Origin of the sequence: Xenorhabdus ehlersii (assembly GCF_003610465.1) — a bacterium.
Lineage (GTDB): Bacteria > Pseudomonadota > Gammaproteobacteria > Enterobacterales > Enterobacteriaceae > Xenorhabdus > Xenorhabdus ehlersii.
The window spans coordinates 60,965-82,602 of sequence record NZ_RAQI01000004.1; the positions used below are offsets into that span (position 1 = coordinate 60,965).

Below are 21,638 nucleotides of genomic sequence, written 5' to 3' on the forward strand. Positions count from 1 at the left end.
ATTAAATGGGCTTATATGGTTAATTGATTGTTAAGTTTATGCTTTCATTATCGACTTTGCCAGTCTGTGAAGCGCTTCGAGAAACAATTCATGGGAAAAAAACGGACTACAAAAAATAACCATATAGCGTGTAGAATAAGCGGTGATTTTTTATATACAGGCGATCGGATCGCGACTGTATTTTTATAGCCTGTTTTTAGGTTTTTTCAGGAATTATCTTCTAACGATCGAGGAAAGGCGTGTCTACCGCAGAACTCATCAGCACGGCATCGCTGGCTGAACAAGCATTACGAAAAACATTCGGATACCAGCAATTTCGTCCGGGACAGCAGCAGGTTATTGACGCCGTTCTTGACGGACGCGACTGTCTGGTGGTTATGCCAACGGGAGGCGGTAAGTCACTGTGCTACCAGATCCCTGCATTGGTTAAAAATGGGCTGACTCTGGTAGTGTCTCCACTCATTTCATTGATGAAAGACCAGGTTGATCAACTACGTGCGAATGGCGTTGAAGCGGAATGTCTGAACTCAACTCAAAATCGTGAACAGCAATTTGATATCATTCAACGTTGTCGTAAGGGGAGTATTAGACTGCTTTATATCGCCCCTGAACGGTTGGTAACGGATAACTTTCTTGACCAACTTCCCGACTGGCAGCCTGTTTTATTGGCTGTCGATGAAGCTCACTGTATTTCTCAATGGGGGCATGATTTTCGCCCAGAATATCGAGCATTAGGGCAACTTCGTCGTCGTTTCCCCGATCTTCCTGTGATCGCACTAACCGCTACAGCAGATAAAGCGACCCGTCAGGATATCGTACGTTTACTGGAGTTGCGTGAGCCGATTATCCATATCAGCAGCTTTGATCGTCCCAATATTCGCTATACCTTAGTTGAGAAATACAAACCGCTTGATCAGCTTTGGTCATTTGTCCGAGGCCAGCAGGGAAAAAGTGGAATTATCTATTGCAATAGTCGTAATAAAGTGGAAGAAACCGCGGAGCGTTTGCAAAAGCGGGGGTTAAGTGTTGCGCCTTACCATGCGGGGCTGGAAAACAGTCAACGGGCATGGGTACAAGATGCTTTCCAGCGAGATGATTTGCAGATCGTTGTGGCAACAGTTGCATTTGGTATGGGGATTAACAAGCCTAATGTGCGTTTTGTCGTGCATTTTGATATTCCCCGCAATATCGAATCTTATTATCAGGAAACTGGCCGGGCTGGGCGAGATGGCTTACCTGCGGAAGCCGTGCTGTTTTACGATCCTGCGGATATGGTATGGCTGCGGCGCTGTTTAGAAGAAAAACCCGCAGGTGAACAACAGGATATTGAGCGGCATAAACTCAATGCTATGGGCGCATTTGCACAGGCGCAGACCTGTCGGCGCTTGGTATTGTTGAATTATTTTGGGGAAAGTCGCCAAACAGCTTGTGGCAACTGTGATATTTGCCTTGATCCTCCCAAACGTTACGACGGTCTGGTAGAAGCACAGAAAGCGCTGTCCTGTATCTATCGCGTTGGACAACGTTTTGGGATTGGCTATATTGTAGAAGTGTTACGTGGTGCAAATAATCAACGCATTAGAGATTTTGGGCACGACAAGCTGCCTGTTTATGGCATTGGTAAAGAGCAGAGTCAGGAACATTGGATGAGTGTCTTACGTCAGCTTATCCACTTGGGGCTGATCAGCCAAAACATTGCCAACTATTCTGCGCTGCAATTGACAGAGGCTGCGCGGCCTATATTACGTGGCGAAGTGCCTCTACAACTTGCCGTACCGCGTATCCAAAACTTGAAAAGCCGCAATCAGCAAAACAAATCGTACAGCGGCAACTATGATCGCAAATTATTTGCTAAGTTGCGTAAATTACGTAAATCCATTGCTGATGAAAACAATATTCCACCCTTTGTTGTTTTCAATGATGTCACGTTAATTGAGATGGCAGAACAGTGCCCAATAACGCCGGATGAACTTTTGCTGATTAATGGCGTTGGTCAGCGGAAATTGGAGCGTTTTGGTGATGCATTTATGACCTTAATCCGAGAGCATTTTGAAGAATTTGAGTAACTGAGAGATTTGAGTAACTAAAGGACAGTGAACTGAGGATGAAGAATGGTACCTGAGATATTGAAAGCTAGCTGGTTAAACCGTGAACCTCAGTTCTCAGCCTTTACGAATGGACTATTACTGGATTTTTGGCAAACAAGAGAAGAACGGCAATTTGTAGGAATTGATAATATTCCCATCCATTATGTCTCCTTTTGTTCCCCCTATCATGACAAAACACTCGTCATTTTGCCTGGCCGTAGTGAAAGTTACGTGAAATACCCTGAAGTGGCCTATGATTTTTATCATCTGGGTTACGATGTTTTCGTTATTGATCACCGTGGACAAGGTCGTTCAGGGCGCATGTTGGACGATCGACAAAAAGGCCATGTTGAAGAGTTCGATCATTATGTGGATGACTTAGCTAAATTTATTGAGCTTGAAGTGGCACCCCGTCAGTCTCATCGCTACTATGCTATGGCCCATTCAATGGGTGGTGCGATCTTGAGCCGTTTTCTGATACGTTACCAGGAGCCGATTTTTCGTGCTGTGGCGTTATGTGCGCCGATGTTTGGTATCAACTTACCAATGCCCCGCTGGTTGGCAAATTTTCTGGTTAACCAGGCGGAACCCAATGTAAAAAGACGTAACGCTTATGCCCTATCAACGGGGCAATGGCGGCCATTACCTTATTTTATCAATCTATTAACGCACAGTTATGCGCGTTATCAGCGTTATTTGCGTTACTATGCTGATTATCCTGAATTACGTCTTGGGGGGCCAACTTACCATTGGATGCGTGAGAGTATGCTGATGGGCGATAATCTGATTGAAAATGCGGGCAAAATTCAAACTCCACTCATAGTATTACAAGCAAGTGAAGATAAGATAGTAAGTAATCGGGAGTTATTGGCTTTTTGTGCATCTCACCAAAATCCCCTGATTATCCAGGGGGCTCATCACGAAATCCTGTTCGAAAAAGATGTATTGCGAGCGCAGGCTCTCAATGCAATTTGTGATTTTTTTGACCAGAACTGATTTAGTTTAGGAACTATAACCATGTATCATGTTGTTGCTTCAGATTTAGATGGCACTTTGTTATCTCCCGACCATAAATTAACCCCGTATACCAAGGAAACGTTGAACTTATTGACGGAACAAGGGATTCATTTTGTTTTTGCAACAGGACGGCATCATATTGATGTGGGACAGATCCGTGATGGATTGGGCATTGATGCTTATATGATCACTTCCAACGGTGCAAGGGTTCACAATACCCAAGATGAATTGGTATTTAGCCATAACTTAGATCCTGATATTGCCCATGATTTGTGTTTATTGGAGTTTGATAATCCCAATATCCTGACTAATTATTTCAATAACGATGATTGGCTAATAAATAGAGAATCACCTGAACAGAAAGAGTTTTTTCAGGAGTCAGTTTTCCATTACCAACTTTTTCAGCGCGATAATTTTCCTACAAATGGCGTTTGTAAGGTGTACTACACCAGTGAAGATCATGATTATTTGGTGGATTTGGAAGAGAGGATTAAAGCGCGTTGGGGGGAAAGGGTTAATGTCAGTTTTTCACTGAGGAATTGTTTGGAAGTGATGGCTGGTGGTGTTTCTAAAGGTCATGCATTGGAGCAAGTTTGTCAATTGATTGGATATCAATTAAATGACTGCATTGCTTTTGGCGATGGTATGAACGATCGGGAAATGTTAAGTGTGGCCGGTAAAGGCTGCATCATGCAGGGAGCGCACCAGCGCTTGAAAGATATTTTACCTGATATGGAACTTATTGGTTCCAATGCGGATGATGCAGTTTCCTGTTATTTACGGAAAATGTATCAGGTTTAAAGAAGTTAATTGTTTGAAAACAGCATCCGATGTGATGCTGTTTTCTTATATTGATAAGTCATTTTTCCAGTCAAATAACCAACCATGCTGATGGGAACTTGTATTTTTTCTATAACATGCCCATTGCGTTATTTTCCATTGATGGCCGGTATTGGATTAATTACAACATTTTTTGTGCCAGAAATGCGAAATGCTATCCAAAAAACAGGATTAAACCGTCAGATTGACGGTTTGCTGTATACCAGTGTTGTTTGCGACCAATGAACTTACAGGATTTTGGTTGCTTACGTGCGTTGGCTGAAAATGGGCTAACCGTTCCCGATAATATTGCACTAGTTTGTTTTAATGCCACCCTGCAATCACAATTTAATGTGCCTTCTTTAACTGCGGTGCGTCAGCCCATCGACAAAATGACCAAAACTGCTATTGAAATATTGATAACATGGAACAGCTCAGGAGCGTGAGTTTGAATTACAAATGGGTGAATCTTGTGGGTGCAAGCTTAGTTTATAGTAAAATAATTGGTCTTATTTTTCTGATAGATTTATGCGTAACTTTGATATGAGCTAAAGAGATTTATATTGTTCCTGTTTCTAATTTTACATTTGTAAGGTTTTTTTAAATCACTATCTAATAATAACATAAATAAGAAAATATTTACCAACTAGTAATGGACTATGGACATTAAAAGATAATTAGGTATAGAATCTATCATCCTTTATAGTTTGCCTGCTTTTCTTTTATATAATTTGATTTCGATAAAGTGATATTATGAATTGGTATCTTAGTGTTTTGAAAAATTATGCTGAATTCTCTGGCCGTGCCCGTCGTAAAGAATATTGGATGTTCTATTTATTTAACATTATTGTATTCCTGGCTCTTATAGTATTGGGTTCAGCAATTAATGATACTGCTGGTTTTGCATTGTTGTTGATTTATATCATTGTTACTTTTATTCCAAGTCTTGCTGTAACAATACGCCGACTGCACGATATTAACCGTTCTGGATGGTGGTTTTTATTAGCTTTTGTTCCCGTAGCCAGCATTGTTTTATTCGTATTTACTCTGTTGGAAGGTACTCAGGGTGATAATGAATACGGCGCTGATCCAAGAAGAAAGTATTAATATCGAAAAACACACATCTAAAGATTTTTAATTTATTTGATATAAATCAGTTGGTTGAAGCGTTTTCGGTGTAGAAAGATTAATTGTTTAGTTTGCCACGTAATATAAAATGCCACTTATTACTTTAGTGGCATTTTTTTGTTAATTATCTAATTGAATAATTGGTATGGTGAATTATATAAATTTGAATCAATGCTTCTTTTATGTTTTTTTAACTTAAATGAATAGTTATTATAAGAAATAATTCTTTCCTTAAAGTAATAATTTTTAATATAGTCTCTTGGGATATTAATATAAGGAGTGTTATTTATGAGTAAATTGCGTCTCGCTTACTACAACTTATCTCCAGAGCTATTGCAAGGTTTTCGTGTGGTAAAAGAAGGTCTGGAAAATAGTCAGTTAGGTTTGCAATTAGTTGAATTGATCTATTTGCGAGTATCTCAAATCAATGGTTGTTCTTTCTGCTTAAATAAACACACTCAAGTTTTGCGCGAAAATCAAGAGGCAGAACGTCGGTTAGCTGAATTAGCTGGATGGCGAGTGAGTAGTCAGTTTACTCACCGTGAAAAAGCGGCGTTGGAATGGGCCGAAGCGCTTACTCACATTGTAACGACACACGCAGATGATTATGCTTATTTACCCTTGAAAGATCACTTCACGGATCAGGAAATTTCTGATTTGACTTTTGCGATTGCGCTTATGAATGGGATGAATCGATTGGCAATCGGTATGCGTCATTAATGTTATTTGATTTCATCGTAGTTGCTTTGGGCTAATTAAAAGGAAATATTTTATTCTGGAAGTTGGGATCACGGTCCCTCCTTTTAAAAGAAAATCTGGTTATGACTACAATTTATTGATAGTGATGAATGTTCAGATAATATCCTATAACTCTGTCATGCATTTCTATGGATTTTGAAAAAGATAATGTTTTTCGCGTCAGTCTTGCCAAATGCTGACGAAGGTTCAGATTATGCCTCTTTATACGTTGGGTATAACGCTTACTGACCACATGCAGTTTCCCTGCCAATGCTTTTTCATAACTTTTCCAGCCATCTGTCATATAAATAACGATATTGAAAGGTGCCAGCAAGGCCATCAGGCGCATTAATGTTTTCTTTGTCCTTGAACCAAAAACATGTGCGATCACTTTTCGTCTTGTCCTGTCGTAGGCGTAAAAGAGCCAGCGCGGCGGTTTCTTTGACTTCACGTACGACCATTGTTCATCCATTTCACAGCAGATAATCACTTCGGTGCCGGGTGTAATGGCTTCTGTTACCGATTTGGGTTTGAGCTTTTTAAGTGGCGAAGCACGGTATTTAGGCCAATCCCCATCACCCGCGCTGTCGCCCGACATCCCAGGCCATTCATGGCCATATCGACGATTTGCTTATGGGTTCCGGGGCGACATGCGGCATAAGTGAACTCAAGTTGCCAGGAATGACGGCAGGATTGGCAAAGATAACGCTGATGACCAGAACGTGAGCGCCCATTGCGATGGATCCCTTTAAACGCACGACAAGCGGGGCAGGTTACATCAATCTTTGCCATTTGAATGTTCTCCAAATAGAAAGATTATACATGATCAATAAATTGATATCACAACCGGATTTATTGATGACGCGGTTGTCCTGACGGACTTTTAGCACGATACAATCCAGATAAACAATCGGATAAATGGCATCCAGAGGCCGATTTTGCCACTCAATGACTTGGTCCATGACCGCATCGGTGACCTTGGATATTAAGGCGGGGGAGACATCTGAATCATATAACTCTTTGAAAGTGGCTACGATTTCACGCGTAGTCATGCCTTTGGCATACAAGGTTAAAATCTGATTATCCATGCCGGTGAAACGCGTTTGGTTTTTCTTGATGAGCAAGGGATCAAAGCTCCCTTCACGATCTCGGTGAGTACTGAGTTCCAGAGGTCCATCGCCAGTGATTACTGTTTTTGATGAGTATCCATTACGAGCATTAGTGCCTGTTTCGGGCTGATTTTTCTCATAACCGAGGTGATGGTTCATTTCCACATTAAGCGCGGCTTCAACACTGAGCTTTTTTAGTAAACGATCAAATTGGTTGAGATCGTCAGGGGTTTTGAGGTTTTTAGCCAGTTCATGGGCAAGAGCCTGTAATTGTTTCTCGTTCATAAATCAACCTTATTTTGATAGTAAATTAAACAGATCAAGATAAGGCAAATACACAATTTAATTTACAGGCTCCATCAGGGCTCACTGAAGCCGAATATATGTTTGCGACTACGTTGTCAAAAAAATTTACCCACCCACTTGAATTAAATCAGTGTCCATATATCGGGTTAACTAAGTAAAATCAGTTAGATAAAAAATAAAAAGGAAGCAAAAAAATCTGGGGCATTAAAAGGGGCATAAAACAAATTGACTAAAATAAATTAAAATATTCAATTAGTTATAATAAAATTCCATTCCTAGAAACGCCATTGAATGCCAGTAATCCGCTAATTTGAAAAGGTATGCGTTTGATCATGTGGTTATTATTGGCTATAGGCTTACAGTTCTCCCGGCCTGCGTGGAGGATTACGGCCCGTGAAGTTAGTTGTAGCACTGCGGATCTCTTGTCCAAAAATATCAACCCGTGCCTGGAATGGTGGGAATGGCAAGGTGATATCATGTTTGCGGAATTCCTGCAAAATATGTTGATGCACTTCATGACGGGCAGGCATACGATGCCCCATCTCTGCGGCATAAGCACGTAGTTCATAAATCTGAATGCCTTGTTGCAAATCCACTAAATATACTTCCGGCATCGGGTTATCGAGAATAAAGGGTGAACTTTTGGCGGCAGACATTAATATGTCGGTGGCGTTTGCGGAGTCAACATCAGCCGGCACAGGGATTGTCAGGACGATACGAGTGATCGTGTCAGACAGTGACCAGTTGATGAATTGCTCTGTAATAAAGGCCTTGTTGGGAACAATAATCTCTTTTTTGTCCCAGTCAGACAGCGTTGTTGCCCGCGTATTGATCTTCGTGATACTGCCTGTCAGACCACGGATAGTTACGGTATCACCAATGCGGATCGGTTTTTCAAATAAGATGATCAGGCCAGAAATAATATTGGTGAAAATTTCCTGTAAGCCAAAACCAAGTCCAACCCCCATTGCAGCAATCAGCCATTGTATTTTTGACCATTCAATTCCCACCAGAGAAAAACCAACCAGACCACCAATGAGGGTAATGCTATATTTGGTCAGTGTTGTAATGGCATAACCTGTTCCCGGTGTCAGCACTAAGTGCTGTAACAGGGCGAGTTCCAGCAGAGCTGGCAAGTTACGGACAAGTTGAGTAGTAATAACAATAACTAAGATTGCAATTAATACGGAGCCTAGGGTAATCGGCTGAACGCTATCAACACCGTTGATGGTTGTACTCACGTCCCAAAGCCGGATATTTTCAAGGAAAGAAAAGGCTGAATGGAGCTCAGACCACAATAGGATAAGTGAAACCAGTGCTGTCATTGTCAGGATTGAACGCACTAATCCTAACGATTGAGCACTGATGGCATCCAAATCAATGACTGGCTCTTCAACTTCGATTGTGCCTTCTACACTGCTATTAATATTGCCAGAATCTTCCTCACTTTTGGCACGCTGGGCCAATATTTCTGCACGGCGTTGTTTTGCCCGCTCAAAAGCTATCTTACGGCGCTGGATCAGCATCCATCGACGCACAATGTGGTAAACGACCAGCAGGAAGAACCAGATAGCGACAGAGGTTTCCAGACGACCTAATAGCGCCTGTGAGGTTTGCAGATAACCCAGGATCGAAGCGAGGGCCGCTAAGATTGGAGCCGAGAGTAGTATCCACCATAGAACAGAACTAACAATATTCTCACCTGAACCATGTTTATCCATATAGAGTGGAATGCCGGCACGTTTTAAGCTGCTGGTTACCAAACTTAGTGAAATACAGAGCATGATGAAACATAGCCTGCCGAGGGTTGCGATAAAATCCTGGTCTTTGTAATGATTAAAAGTGATCAATGCCATCATCAAAGGCACGATCAGGAAAATGGAAAGACGATAGAAACGCATCGCTCGCTTGATGCGTTCTTCTGGCCAGCGAAAATGGGCGATAAATAAGCCATTGGGATGGGCAAAGGCCGCACTGAGCATAAAGACCCACAGAACGGGGGTGGTTTCACGTACACCGTTGCCTATTGCGGTAGCCATTGGATATTGCCATGCATTTTGCAACCCATAACCAATGGCTGACCAAAGCATTGGCAACGGTAATGCCGCGACAACAGACCAAAAAACTGTGCGCATAGTCAGAGAGAAATGATCTTGTGTCACTTTACCGATGCGATTGCTCGAACGCTCAAGAAAAGCATGATACTGACGGTGTGAGCTAACACTAAAAATGACCAATAATAAAGTACCCAGCAAATAGAGCAGAGTATCTTGTTTAGTCAACATGCTGTGGATGGCGGCACCCAACTGAGAGAACGTATCCAGCGATAACAGACGCGTCAGATTTTGCACCACCTGCAATGGATAATTGAGCGATATAGGATTGACATCTGCTACCCAGAACAGATAACGGTGGGTAGCATCCTGAACTTCTTTCAGGGCATCATTTAATTTGTTGGTGATTACCTTGAATTGTGTCTGTTCCAGTATCTCATTGTCATATCCTGATAGCAGGGAATTTAATAGCTCTTTCCTGGTGCGGATAAGTGATTCGTAGACCTTCTTTTGCTCTGGCGTCAGAGTGTGATATGAGGGCAATATTTGCTCAAGAGGCCGTTGCAGGTGTTCCAGCATTTCCTCATATTTCAGTCTTTCGACCCGTAATTCGACAATATCCCTGTCAATTTGCTGGGATTTTGACATATCGGGAATATGGGTGACTCTCGCTCTCAAGGTTTCGCCAAGTGCAGTGGAATCGTTTAGCCATTGTGCTTGTTCACGGATAGTATTGAGTGTTTGGAGAACAAAAAGAATTTCGCTATTGGCCTTGCGCTGTTTTGAACCAATGGCTTCCATTCTCTGGGCTTGTTGATTGAGCATTTGCGACAATTGGCGGTTTTGCTGGAGTTCATCCTGCAAAAACTGTGGCAGTTTTTCTCCACTCTGTTCCGCCAGCATTTCTGTATACTCCAGTGCAGATTCCGTTTTCTGCTGGCGTTGGGTATTTAACTGGCTGCGTAATTGCTGGAGTTTAAGATCCAGTCGTTGATAGCGTTTTTTGTATAATTCTGCGCGTATGCGCGCAATCTCCTGACGATTATTGACAGAAAGTTGAGCCATCTCCAGTTCATCAGACATAGCCTTACGGGCATTGACTTCTGCTTGCGCCAGCGCTAATTGCGCTTTGGCCAGTGGTGTGGAAGGTGAATCCAGAGACTGGAGCCGAGAAGTTGCCTCAGCCAGCAAACGCTTTGTTTCAGCCTGTTGTTGAGGCAATTGACTCATGGAATCACTGATTTCTCGAAGCTTATCCTGTTCGTGCTGTAATTGGCGTCCTTGTTCCTGTAATTCGTTATTTGTCTGGATAATTTGCTGTTCTAAATTGCTGATAGGCTGATTGGCCTGAATGGGAGTAGCGGCATTGTTTTCAGCAAGGATTTTTTGGCGTAGTTCTTTGATGATTTTAGGAAATTCATCAATTGCTTGTCGATACTTCTGAGTACGCTCATTGGCGGATTTTGTATCATTAACCCAATTTATTGCCCCTTGAAGTGCATGTGTGATTTCAGAATCTTGTGAGCGCTTACTACCTCCAACCTGTTTCAGCTCTTGTTTTAGTTGAGTTTCATCCAACTGAGGCACAGAAGCAAAAGCCGGGTTCGCAATTAATAGGCTGAGAAGTAAACTGAAAATCAGGCGCACAATAAGGGGCTCCTTGGTTATAAATTAGCTGATGAGATCTTTAATTCTTTGATTCATCGTTATTTACTGTGAGTTCTTCTGATGTGACAGTCTGTGCCATCATGTCTCCCATACGGATTTGTGAACCACTGTATAAGTTGTTGGCAAAATTAATCTGATTAGCAGCAAACAAGTTGATCACTGTTGAACCCAGCTTGAATCGTCCCATTTCCTCTCCTTTTTTGAGGGAGATGATGCTTTCTTGACCTTCTGTAGGGTAGGTCCAGCGCTTGATGATGCCTTCACGCGGAGGTGTGACACAGCCACTCCAGACCGTTTCAATACTGCCAACAATGGTCGCACCAACCAGAATTTGCACCATGGGGCCAAACTCTGTCTCAAATAAACAGATGACGCGTTCATTACGTGCAAATAAGTTTGGCACATTGGCTGCCGTCAATGGGTTTACTGAGAACAGATCACCAGGGACATAGATCATCTCCTTAAGCACGCCATCACATGGCATGTGGACACGGTGATAATCCCTTGGCGATAAGTAAGTCGTGATAAATTGACCATTACGAAACTGTTCGGCCAGTTGATACTGCCCTGCCAGCAGTGCTTCTATAGTGTAATAGTGGCCTTTGGCCTGAATAATCTGATCTTCTCGGATCGCCCCTAGCTGGCTTACGGTGCCGTCTGCTGGTAGAGCCAATTGGTCGGCTTCATTGGCAATAGGGCGAATGCCTTCCTTAAGAGGGCGGACAAAAAATTCATTGAATGTTGAATAAGCAGTGAATGAAGGATCTTTTGCCTCATTCATATCCACTTTATAGGCCTTAGCAAAAGCCTTGATTGCAAGCTGCGTTAGCCAGCCAGCCTTTTTATTGGCAAACCAACCTGCCAGTTTTGTAATGCATTGTTTTGGCAGTAAATATTGTAGACTGATTTTAAAATTATCCAGCACGTCAACCTCTTGGATCTCTTCTTGGCAAATTGGACAAAAGTCGGCTATTGTACCTGCCATTATTTTTAATGTCAGGGTATCGTTAATTATTGCCTTATTTTTGAGCGTTTGTGAAATTTCGGCGTGGTTTAACCTGTGCCATGCTTTCCAGAATCCGGTGGTAATTTTCGAAACGTTCCTGAGCAATGGTGCCTTGTTCCAATGCTTTCCTTAGGGCACATCCAGGATCATCCAGATGTTTGCAATCACGGAACTTACATCCTCCCAGATATTCGTGGAATTCGACAAAACCTTGTGTAACCTGTTCTGGCGTTAGGTGCCACAATCCAAACTCACGGACACCTGGAGAGTCGATTACATCTCCCCCCAGTGGGAAATGGTAAAGGCGTGCGGTGGTAGTGGTATGCTGACCGAGGCCTGAGTTATCTGATACATTATTGACCAGAATATCTTCTTTCATGTCGGGCAACAGGGTATTGAGCAAGCTGGATTTCCCAACGCCAGATTGGCCTGCAAAGATAGTGATTTTGTTAGCCAGCAGAGCGGTCAGTTCAGGGATACCCTCACCGGTATAGCTAGAAACTTCCAGTACGCGATAGCCGATATGGCGATAGATATCCATGACTTCGTTAACCCACTCACGGCTTTCGACATCCAACAGATCGATTTTATTGAGTACGATCAGAGGCTCGATATTGAGTGTTTCACATGCGACTAAATAGCGATCGATAATATTCAGCGAGAGTTCAGGCAAAATAGCGGAAACTATCACGATTTGGTTGATATTTGATGCAATGGGTTTGATGCCATCATAGTAGTCAGGACGAGTAAGAACGGAAGTGCGCTCATGAACCGCTTCTACGATACCATTCACTTTGACATCAGACTGGAGTTGTAGCGCGGGGCGCCATATAACGCGATCACCAGTGACCAATGAGTGTATTGTTCTACGGATATTGCAACGCTGTATAGAAGAATCTGCTGCTTCAATATCGGCATGTTGCCCGAATCGGCTGATCACCAACCCTTCTTGTGGTTCACCAAACTGGCTGTCATCCATTTCTGGTTTTTGAGCATCAGCCTTATTCAGCTTGCGCTGATGATTGGCTTGCACACGGCGTTGTTGCCCTTTGGAAAGTTTACTTTTAGCCACCGAACCTCACTTATTTTTTTGTTTATCTTTCATCTATCTTGCTGATCATCGCTGTGAGTGATCAAAAACGTTATGATACCTCACAGATACAGACTACCTCTTTTGAAGGAAACTAGGATATATCATGTCAAAAAGTGAGAACAATCTTATCTGGATAGATTTAGAGATGACGGGCTTAGATCCCGAGCGTGATCGCATAATTGAAATTGCGACTATTGTCACTGATTCGGAATTGAATATCCTTGCAGAAGGGCCTGTGATTGCGGTTCACCAGTCGGAAGAGCAATTGGCATTGATGGATGATTGGAATGTACGGACGCATACTGCCAGTGGATTGGTAGAACGTGTAAAGCAGAGCCAGTTTGATGATGCGCAAGCTGAAAAAGCAACCATTGCTTTTCTGGAACAATGGGTGCCAGCAGGAAAATCACCCATTTGTGGCAATAGTGTGGGGCAGGATCGTCGTTTCCTGTTTCGTTATATGCCAGAGTTGGAAAAGTATTTTCACTACCGTTATTTGGATGTCAGTACGCTTAAAGAATTGGCCCGCCGTTGGAAGCCAGAGATGTTGTCGGGATTCAGTAAGAAAAATACCCATCAGGCCTTGGATGATATTCGGGAATCCATTGCTGAATTGGTGTATTACCGTGAGCACTTTATCCAGAAGTAACACATTATTCCAAAATAAAGAGCGGTATTTGGTACAAGATTTGTACGTAAATTAATCTCTGTATTGATGGTTAAGCGGATTATTTGCTGGTTTAATCATCAATCGGAGGAAAAATACAATTTTTTGGGTTGTGGGACTTGTCAGAGGAATAATTTCTCGTATAATGCGCTCCCCGTACCGATGAAGAATTTCAACAGTACGACATACCAGAATATATGCGGGAATAGCTCAGTTGGTAGAGCACAACCTTGCCAAGGTTGGGGTCGCGAGTTCGAGTCTCGTTTCCCGCTCCAAATTAAAGTTTATTCGGGTAGACACGTCGGGCTTAATACAAGCCGTACAAGATGCGGGAATAGCTCAGTTGGTAGAGCACAACCTTGCCAAGGTTGGGGTCGCGAGTTCGAGTCTCGTTTCCCGCTCCAAATTCAGGACTGTAGATGTGATAGAAGTCTGCAAGTCATAGAGAAAAAGAGCCTTATGGCCCTTTTTTCATTATAAAATAATAGATTATCAACTTATTTTTATAACGATTTCAACAATTCTTCTTTGCTTTCCAACATGCGTTTCATCGCTTTCTGCTTCACATGACCAAAACCCCGTACCTGATTAGGTAGCTCAGCAATTTGCAGGCAAGTTGCCAAATTATTGCGTTCCATTTTTTCGATTAAAAAATCAATTAATCGTTCATACTCAAGCAGCAAATTTCTTTCCTGTTTACGCTCTTCCTGATAGCCAAAAATATCAAAAACAGTGCCACGCAGCGATTTACATGCGGCAAGAAAGCGGAATACAGGAACAATCCACGAACCATATTCCTTTTTTCCTCGTTGGCCTGTACGGGGATCTTTGCGACTGAAGAGAGGAAGGCTAAGGTGAAAGCGAATAGTATCTGTATTGTCAAATTGCGAGCGGAGCTTATCGAAAAAACCGGTTTTAACGTAGAGTCGGGCGACTTCATATTCATCTTTATACGCCATTAGCTTGAATAAGTTTTCAGCAACGGATTGAGTAATTTCTTCTGCATCGATCTGCTGAGCCACCATTTGAACCTGGGCAATACGGCTGAGATAACGCATCGCATATCTTTCATTTTGATAATCAACCAGAAATTGATACCTATGCATAATGAGATCGTCCAGACTTTTTATATTTTCTTGCGAAGGAATATTGAGGTGTTTTTGCAGAATATCGGGTTGTGCCGCCGCAATGCGGCCTACATAGAAAGCTCGTCGGGCATTATCTGCTGAGGCTCCCAGTTCTTGCATCGCATTGTTGACGGCAGATAATGTGATTGGGAGCTTGCCGAGCTGCCAGGCATAACCCATTAATATGATATTTGTTTGGTCTCTGTCACCGACTAGATGAGCAGCCATTATTTCTGCATCGATAGAGAGTAATGTTTGTGTATGTTGATTCAGGGTATCAAGCATTTTGGGGTGATCCAAATCCAACATAGGGGAGCGAAGCATAGTGCCGACTTGGGTTTCATGGGTGTTCAGTATGCATTTTGTTGATCCCCTTGACATCACTTCCAGTGCATTTTGCCCTGTTGTAGCCACCAAATCGGCGGCGATAACCAAATTAGCGCGTCCGCGATCAATCCTGACTTGATGCAGTTTATCCTTGTTATGGCATAACCGAACATGGGTTATGGCTTCCCCTCCTTTTTGCGCAAATCCGGTAAAATTGAGCAGACTGACAAAACAGTTATCTAATTGTGCGGCATTTGCAAGTAGATGTCCTGCGGTGACGATACCTGTACCGCCGATACCGACTAACAGGATTTCATAAGGTGTTTCGGCAGAAGCCAGTGTTGGCTGAGGTAGTTTGTGGATAATTTTATCTAACTCAGTCTGTGTGATGATCTTACTGAAGTCTGCACGTGGGTTGGCATTTTCGACAGTGATAAAGCTGGGGCAGAATCCTTTCAGGCAGGACAGATCTGAATTGCAAACGTGTTGGTCTATCTTGCGTTTAGTGCCTAAAGGTGTTTTGACTGGAATTACGGCAAGGCAATTTGATTGTATTTGACAGTCACCACATCCCTCACAGACCAATTCATTGATGACGGCGCGCCGCGTCACTTTTGGCGCTAAACCACGTTTTCTTTTACGACGTAGTTCTGTGGCACAGGCTTGATCGTAGATAAGTACCGTTACGCCAACGATATCTCGAAGACGCTTCTGTACATCTTCCAGATAATCTCGTTCATAGAGCTTCACATTGGCAGGAAGGCGGTTTTTATATTTATCCATGTCATCCGTCACGACAACCACTTCTTTCACACCTTCAGCAATCATCAAAGAAACAATTTGCGATAGGGTGATATTCCCATCCAGCGGTTGCCCGCCTGTCATCGCCACAGCATCATTGAACAGCAATTTGTAAGTAATGTGGCTTCCTGCGGCGACTGATTGGCGAATGGCTAAGTGACCAGAATGGAAATAGGTGCCATCTCCCAGATTTTGAAAGACATGGGAGCGATTGACAAACGGGGCATGTCCTATCCAGTCGACACCTTCACCCCCCATTGGCAAGAGGCCGTTTCCGGTGTTGCGATCCATCCACGTAGCCATAACATGGCATCCAATACCAGGCTGAGCTTGGCTACCATCTGGTAAGCGAGTTGAAGTGCTATGGGGGCATCCGGCGCAGAAATAAGGTGTACGTTTGGGTAAAGTTACATCGTGCTGAATGGTAGTCGTTGACCATTCTGGTGGCACGGGAAGAAATAAGTTGAATTGTTGTAACCATCCAGAAAGTGGGGCAGCAACCCGTGAAGGGCGTAGTTCAACGTCAGCAGGTAACAATTTCTGACCAAGATGGTTATGCTTACCTATCAGATTGGTCATTTTCTGTAATTTAACTAATTGATGAGCCAGCAGCATCTCAACGATAGTGGTTTTTTCTTCAATAACAAAAATATGACTGACTTGGGTAGCCAGCTCACTGAGAAGCGGTGATAAAGGATAAACTAAACGGACATGGAGAAAAGCGATGCCTTGTTGGGCCAGTTCAGAAGGCGTGAGGCCCCCGACACGGAGGGCTTCCATAACATCCTTATGGGCCTTACCAACTGTTACCAATAAAGCGTGTGGATGTTCGCAGGGGGCGAGCAGGTAATCAATGGGGTTAAGTTTAGCGAACTCTTCGACGGCTTTTAGTTTATAGGCCAATCGCTTTTCAATTTGTGGGCCAGGGAGATCAGGCCAGCGCCAATGCAGCCCATCGGGGCCAGGATCAACTTGGGGAAATTTATAATCAGGGAATGGTTTGCTTTCTCTGATGGCACCGCTTTCCACGACTTCACTGATTGCTTTAAAGCCAAACCATGTACCGCTAACACGTGATGCTGCCCAGCCCCATAAACCAACATCGAGATAATCGGCAACTGATGCCGGGTGCAAAACAGGCATACTCCATGCCATCATCGCAAGATCAGATTGATGGGACATGGAAGAAGAGACACAACCGTGATCGTCTCCGACGATAACCAGCACACCACCGTGCGGAGAGGAGCCGTAGGCATTGCCATGTTTAAGTGCATCACCGGAACGATCGACACCTGGCCCTTTGCCGTACCACATACCAAAAACGCCGTTAACCTGTCTGTCCGGATCTGTTTCGACTTTTTGTGTTCCTATCAGTGCATCGGCTGCGAGATCTTCATTGACGGCAGGTTGAAAGCGAATGTTGGCTTGGATAAGTTCTTTACTGTGTTGCCATAATATTTGATCTAAGCGGGCTAAAGGAGAGCCACGATACCCTGAAACGAACCCTGCAGTGTTGAGATTGTGGATTTCATCCAACTCAGCTTGAGCGAGTAGAAGGTCAAGCAGCGCCTCAGTGCCCGTGACAAATTTAGATTGATAATATCGAGCCATGTTCCTGACCCTCTCTTAAGAGAATAATTATCTAATTAACAACGAAAATTGTTGTTAATCTATTTCCACAAAATCGTTAGTACAAGCATAAATCTTATTAGATGTTGGTTAATTGTTTATTTAATGTTAACTCCATGCTGTTTGGTATTCCAGATAACTGTTGAGGGAATGGTATGAATTTTTTATGTCAGGCAGGAATGAGTGTCTTTTGAGCGTTTAGCATGGGAGTAAATGCAAAGGACTTGCCATTCTATCTTAACATGTTCATAATGGCGTCCATTCCTGACATGCAGGATCTAAGAATGGCCTATAACTCATAAGGTTAACAGGCTTCAAGATCAGCATTCAGGCATCTTAAGCTAATAATATTAGCTGTCAGCGACGCGGGAATAGCTCAGTTGGTAGAGCACAACCTTGCCAAGGTTGGGGTCGCGAGTTCGAGTCTCGTTTCCCGCTCCAATTTCCTCCATTTTGTTATCTTCTTTCCATAAAAATATTTGCGTTTGTAATTGTATTTTATCTATTTAATGTTGATTAAGTTAATCTATCTATTATTCATTATCACGATAGCGCTGGAATTTGATATCGCTTTTCTGACTAATTCACCGGAATATATTTCAGTGCATTGAAAAGTAAAATTTTTTGTTAGCACTGGAAAGGTAATATCCCTCATGATCACTATTGAGATCTTGCGTCTGTAGAATGATTGCAGTCGGTATTAGTGACATTCATAGATTCTCGCCTTTTGCGATATTAACATCTGTATTGTCGTTATGCTCGTCCTAAATAGGGGCAATTATCTTCGTGTATTAATCGCTGGTGCTGATTAAAAGCCCCCTTTTCTTGACCTTTAAAAAATCGTAGCTAGCGATAGGAGTATAGAAGAGATGATAAGAACTGGAGAAAGATATCTTGATGATTTGCGTGATGGTCGAACTATTTTTATTAATGGGGAGAAGATCGCAAATCATGTGGATCATCCAGCGTTTAAGAATGCCATTAGGTCGGTTGCGAACTTATATGATTATAAAGTTGAACATGCCGACAGTATGACTTTTAAGACAGAAGCAGGTGAGCAGATTGGCTTATATTGGCAATTACCGTCTACACCGGAGAAATTAATTGCTCGTGGTCATGCTGCATATGAGTGGGCTAAGCAGACGGTTGGCTGGTTCGGAAGAAGTCCTGATTATGTTGCGTCAGCTCTTACAGGAATGATAACGCATATTGAGTTATTTGAATCTTATTCACAAGAACGGGCCGATGCTTTGCGAAATTATTTTTCCTATGTGAGTGAGAAAGATCTTTATTTGACTTATGCGCTGATTAACCCACAAGGCGACCGTTCAAAAACACCTGGTGAACATACTAAGAATATTTACCATACTCTTGGTGTAGTGGAAAAGAATGCTAAGGGAATTATTGTCAGAGGGGCGAAAATGTTGGCAACAGGAGCCGCTTTGGCAGATGAAGTTTTGGTTGGGACACATTATCCCCTTAAACAGGGAGTTGATGAGCGATATGCACTCTCTTTCGCTATGCCGCTTAATACCAAAGGCATCAAAATCATTTCAAGAAAATCTTACGAATTAGGGGCGAATCCCAAAGATTATCCACTATCGTCTCGGTTCGATGAAAATGATTCAATGATCTATTTTGATGATGTGCTGGTGCCTTGGGAAAGGGTATTTGTCTTCGAAGACATTGAGATGTGTCTCTCTCAGTTAGATTCAACGGCAACAGAAGTTATGATGGATACCCAAAGCCTGGCTCGTTATGCTGTGAAGTTACATTTTTTGGCCGGATTAGCTCAGGCTATGGCTGAAACAAACGGTGTTGAGCAGATCCCCGCAGTGAAGGAGTCACTTGCACAGTTAGCCTGTTATGCAATGAATGTTGAGGGGTTGTTTAATAGCGTACTCCATTGCCCGAAAGTTTATAACGGGTTTTATGTGCCGGATAAAACGCTGCTTTATACGTATCGAGTTATCTCACAGTCAATCTATCCCAATGTATTAGAAACGATAAGGAAATTGGCTGGTGGTGGTATTTTAATGTTGCCATCAAGCGAGGCAGATTTCGAAGATAGTGAGATTTTAGGCATTATTGAGAAAACCCAATATTCGTCAATTGCTTCTCCTGTCGAAAGGGTCAGGTTGATGAAGTTGGTGTGGGATGCGGTTGGGTCAGAGTTTGCTTCAAGGCATCTCCAATATGAGTTGTTTTATGCAGGCGCCCCTTATCAGACGTTAGGGCGTCTTTACACGCAGTACGATTGGGAAGCGTCCAGAGCATTGGTGGAGAAGATAAGAATGCTTTAATTTGGGGTATGGAGATGTAGTGGTAAGGGATAGTTAGTAAAGAATAAGTGCCTGCGTGAAACGTTGGCACTTATTGCAAGCCCCACCCAAAATAAATTGTCGATAAAGCGCTTGCTATCCTGTTCCAACGGGTCCATAATGCCGCCTCATTTTTGAAGAGGCAGAGGAAAATTTCTCCACTAGCGTCTAGAATGAGTGAGTGAGCTATTACTTCGTTGCTGATTTCTGGTGTTTGCTACTAGAATTCAATTCTGATTTTTTATCCACAGTTTTTAACATTATCGCCTTATTAAGTCACCTGATGATGCTCTACTTGTTACACAGAGTTATCCACAGGAGGCTTCTTTGTGTTTGGTTTTTTTGAATTACCATTCATCACAGCAGTTCAAACTTAACTTATTGATTAATTAAAGTAATTAACCTAATTTAAAAATAACATGATCAATATTTATTTTTTGTTTGTTAGTTGATCAGAAAAGTATTTTCATTTTATTCACAAGGAAATGAAAGGCTTTTTTTACCAGAAATTCGGCTGATTAATTATTAGGCATCCCTGGGTAGGCCTTTGGTTATTGCTCTTATCAATCGTTTTTGTTGTGAGGTTTGAACTTCGATGGCATTGGCATTCCGGCGGGCCATTTGTTGGGTTATCGCCCAGTGGATATGTTCATCCAAAACTTCACTTAAGCCGAACCGTTTTTCCAACGCTAATACGACGTCCTCTTGATAGGGTGCATTGCCCAAAGCGACGGAAATGTTGCGTAACCAGCGCAAATACCCAATACGGCGAATTGGCGAGCCTTCCGTGATACGCAGAAACTTTTCCTCACTCCAATTAAATAACGCTAGTAGGTCAGGGGTATGCAGTGCGGCACGTGGGCTAAAGTCAGCTTCATCTGTTAATTGAGAAAAACGATTCCAGGGGCAAATAAGCTGGCAATCATCGCAGCCATAAATCCGGTTGCCCATGAGTGTGCGAAATTCTTCTGGAATGACACCTTCCAATTCAATGGTCAGGTAAGAGATGCAGCGTCTGGCATCGATGGTGTAAGGCTCAACAATGGCACCCGTTGGACAAGTTGTCATGCAGGCCACGCAGCGTCCACATTGTTCCTCTTGCGGAGCATCAATGGGCAGGGGAAGGTTAATTAGCAATTCACCGAGGAAAAACCAGGAACCAGATTCCCGATTTAATATAAGTGAGTGTTTACCAACCCAGCCAAGCCCCGCTTTTTCTGCCAGTGGGCGTTCCATAATTGGGGCAGAATCGACAAAAGGACGAAAATTCAAAGTTCCCTGATATTCATGAGCGCTGCAATATTCTTGGATCTTATCGCCCAGTTTTTTGAGACGCTGACGCAGCAGTTTATGATAATCTCGGCCCAACGAATAGCGGCTAATATAACCCATTTGCGGATTGTTAAGCGTACTGGCAAACGCTGCTTTAGCAGGCAGATAATTCATGCGTACACTGATAACCCGTAAAGTCCCTGGCAGAAGCTCATGGGGACGGGCGCGCATCATGCTGTGACGAGCCATCCAGTCCATTTCGCCATGATATTGCTTATCAAGCCATTCCTGTAGCCTCGATTCTTCTGCCGATAAATCGGTGTCACAGATGCCGATTTGCTGGAAGCCAAGGGAAAGGCCCCATTGTTTGATGTTGGTTGCCAGAAGATGCAGATCGAGAGGGGTTGCCATGAAATATCAAATTACTGCTGAATAGAGAGGGATTAGTTTAACACAGAGGGCATTGAAT

General features: G+C 42.9%; 13 protein-coding genes, 3 tRNA genes and 2 pseudogenes. 11 read left to right on the plus strand and 7 right to left on the minus strand.

The features are described 5' to 3' along the window. Positions 1-239: 239 nt before the first annotated feature. The 6 genes and pseudogenes from recQ (at position 240) to BDE27_RS13215 (ending at position 5,771) form a co-directional block, all read left to right on the plus strand. Positions 240-2,066, plus strand: a complete 1,827-nt coding sequence (gene recQ / locus BDE27_RS13185; protein ID WP_099133128.1) for an ATP-dependent DNA helicase RecQ — start codon at positions 240-242, stop codon at positions 2,064-2,066. Positions 2,067-2,111: 45 nt separating this feature from the next. Beyond that, positions 2,112-3,083 (plus strand): lysophospholipase L2, encoded by a 972-nt coding sequence (gene pldB / locus BDE27_RS13190; RefSeq protein WP_099133129.1) that lies wholly within the window; start codon positions 2,112-2,114, stop codon positions 3,081-3,083. A 21-nt stretch (positions 3,084-3,104) separates the two neighbouring features. Next, entirely contained in the window at positions 3,105-3,905 is an 801-nt protein-coding gene (yigL, locus tag BDE27_RS13195) for a sugar/pyridoxal phosphate phosphatase YigL (RefSeq protein ID WP_099133130.1), read from the plus strand. Positions 3,906-4,152: 247 nt separating this feature from the next. Beyond that, a pseudogene (locus BDE27_RS13205) lies at positions 4,153-4,418 on the plus strand (substrate-binding domain-containing protein); the annotation flags it as partial. A gap of 258 nt (positions 4,419-4,676) precedes the next feature. Further along, positions 4,677-5,030 (plus strand): DUF805 domain-containing protein, encoded by a 354-nt coding sequence (locus tag BDE27_RS13210; protein WP_099133132.1) that lies wholly within the window; start codon positions 4,677-4,679, stop codon positions 5,028-5,030. A gap of 309 nt (positions 5,031-5,339) precedes the next feature. Continuing rightward, positions 5,340-5,771: a carboxymuconolactone decarboxylase family protein gene (locus tag BDE27_RS13215; RefSeq protein WP_099133133.1), complete on the plus strand. Its 432-nt coding sequence runs from the start codon at positions 5,340-5,342 to the stop codon at positions 5,769-5,771. Between the two features lie 112 nt (positions 5,772-5,883). Here BDE27_RS13215 and BDE27_RS13220 read toward each other — a convergent pair. The 5 genes and pseudogenes from BDE27_RS13220 to rsgA all read right to left on the minus strand — a co-directional run bounded on the left by BDE27_RS13220 (position 5,884) and on the right by rsgA (position 13,004). Next, positions 5,884-6,581 (minus strand): IS1 family transposase gene (locus tag BDE27_RS13220; RefSeq protein ID WP_244208789.1). Its coding sequence is split into 2 segments (ribosomal slippage): positions 5,884-6,332 and positions 6,332-6,581, totalling 699 coding nucleotides; the frame shifts between segments, so codons are not numbered across the junction. A gap of 56 nt (positions 6,582-6,637) precedes the next feature. Further along, a pseudogene (locus BDE27_RS13225) lies at positions 6,638-7,183 on the minus strand (transposase); the annotation flags it as partial. A 377-nt stretch (positions 7,184-7,560) separates the two neighbouring features. Then, positions 7,561-10,905 carry a miniconductance mechanosensitive channel MscM gene (mscM, locus tag BDE27_RS13230; RefSeq protein WP_099132675.1) on the minus strand — a complete coding sequence of 1,115 codons (3,345 nt, stop codon included), beginning with the start codon at positions 10,903-10,905 and terminating at the stop codon, positions 7,561-7,563. Positions 10,906-10,945: 40 nt separating this feature from the next. Then, positions 10,946-11,851 (minus strand): archaetidylserine decarboxylase, encoded by a 906-nt coding sequence (gene asd, locus BDE27_RS13235; protein ID WP_120211374.1) that lies wholly within the window; start codon positions 11,849-11,851, stop codon positions 10,946-10,948. Positions 11,852-11,945: 94 nt separating this feature from the next. Then, positions 11,946-13,004 carry a small ribosomal subunit biogenesis GTPase RsgA gene (gene rsgA, locus BDE27_RS13240; RefSeq protein ID WP_099132673.1) on the minus strand — a complete coding sequence of 353 codons (1,059 nt, stop codon included), beginning with the start codon at positions 13,002-13,004 and terminating at the stop codon, positions 11,946-11,948. Positions 13,005-13,128: 124 nt separating this feature from the next. Here rsgA and orn point away from each other — a divergent pair, with 124 nt between their 5' ends. The 3 genes from orn to BDE27_RS13260 all read left to right on the plus strand — a co-directional run bounded on the left by orn (position 13,129) and on the right by BDE27_RS13260 (position 14,096). Then, entirely contained in the window at positions 13,129-13,674 is a 546-nt protein-coding gene (gene orn / locus BDE27_RS13245) for an oligoribonuclease (protein ID WP_099132672.1), read from the plus strand. Positions 13,675-13,891: 217 nt separating this feature from the next. Next, a tRNA-Gly gene (locus BDE27_RS13255) sits at positions 13,892-13,967 on the plus strand. A gap of 53 nt (positions 13,968-14,020) precedes the next feature. Then, positions 14,021-14,096: transfer RNA gene (locus tag BDE27_RS13260), tRNA-Gly, on the plus strand. A gap of 99 nt (positions 14,097-14,195) precedes the next feature. Here BDE27_RS13260 and BDE27_RS13265 read toward each other — a convergent pair. Then, positions 14,196-17,558 carry an indolepyruvate ferredoxin oxidoreductase family protein gene (locus BDE27_RS13265; RefSeq protein ID WP_099132671.1) on the minus strand — a complete coding sequence of 1,121 codons (3,363 nt, stop codon included), beginning with the start codon at positions 17,556-17,558 and terminating at the stop codon, positions 14,196-14,198. A 383-nt stretch (positions 17,559-17,941) separates the two neighbouring features. Here BDE27_RS13265 and BDE27_RS13270 point away from each other — a divergent pair. Together BDE27_RS13270 and BDE27_RS13275 are read left to right on the plus strand one after the other, a co-directional pair. After that, positions 17,942-18,017: transfer RNA gene (locus BDE27_RS13270), tRNA-Gly, on the plus strand. Positions 18,018-18,445: 428 nt separating this feature from the next. After that, positions 18,446-19,879: a 4-hydroxyphenylacetate 3-hydroxylase family protein gene (locus BDE27_RS13275; protein WP_099132670.1), complete on the plus strand. Its 1,434-nt coding sequence runs from the start codon at positions 18,446-18,448 to the stop codon at positions 19,877-19,879. 543 nt (positions 19,880-20,422) lie between these two features. Here BDE27_RS13275 and queG read toward each other — a convergent pair. Beyond that, positions 20,423-21,580 carry a tRNA epoxyqueuosine(34) reductase QueG gene (gene queG / locus BDE27_RS13280; RefSeq protein WP_099132669.1) on the minus strand — a complete coding sequence of 386 codons (1,158 nt, stop codon included), beginning with the start codon at positions 21,578-21,580 and terminating at the stop codon, positions 20,423-20,425. Between the last annotated feature and the right edge of the window lie 58 nt (positions 21,581-21,638).

Bases quoted from the DNA above. Each gene is read 5' to 3' on its own strand.
- pldB (WP_099133129.1), top strand. From the start codon at position 2,112: ATGGTACCTGAGATATTGAAAGCTAGCTGGTTAAACCGTGAACCTCAG.
- yigL (WP_099133130.1), top strand. From the start codon at position 3,105: ATGTATCATGTTGTTGCTTCAGATTTAGATGGCACTTTGTTATCTCCC.
- BDE27_RS13210 (WP_099133132.1), top strand. From the start codon at position 4,677: ATGAATTGGTATCTTAGTGTTTTGAAAAATTATGCTGAATTCTCTGGC.
- BDE27_RS13215 (WP_099133133.1), top strand. From the start codon at position 5,340: ATGAGTAAATTGCGTCTCGCTTACTACAACTTATCTCCAGAGCTATTG.
- orn (WP_099132672.1), top strand. From the start codon at position 13,129: ATGTCAAAAAGTGAGAACAATCTTATCTGGATAGATTTAGAGATGACG.
- BDE27_RS13265 (WP_099132671.1), bottom strand. From the start codon at position 17,558: ATGGCTCGATATTATCAATCTAAATTTGTCACGGGCACTGAGGCGCTG.
- BDE27_RS13275 (WP_099132670.1), top strand. From the start codon at position 18,446: ATGATAAGAACTGGAGAAAGATATCTTGATGATTTGCGTGATGGTCGA.
- queG (WP_099132669.1), bottom strand. From the start codon at position 21,580: ATGGCAACCCCTCTCGATCTGCATCTTCTGGCAACCAACATCAAACAA.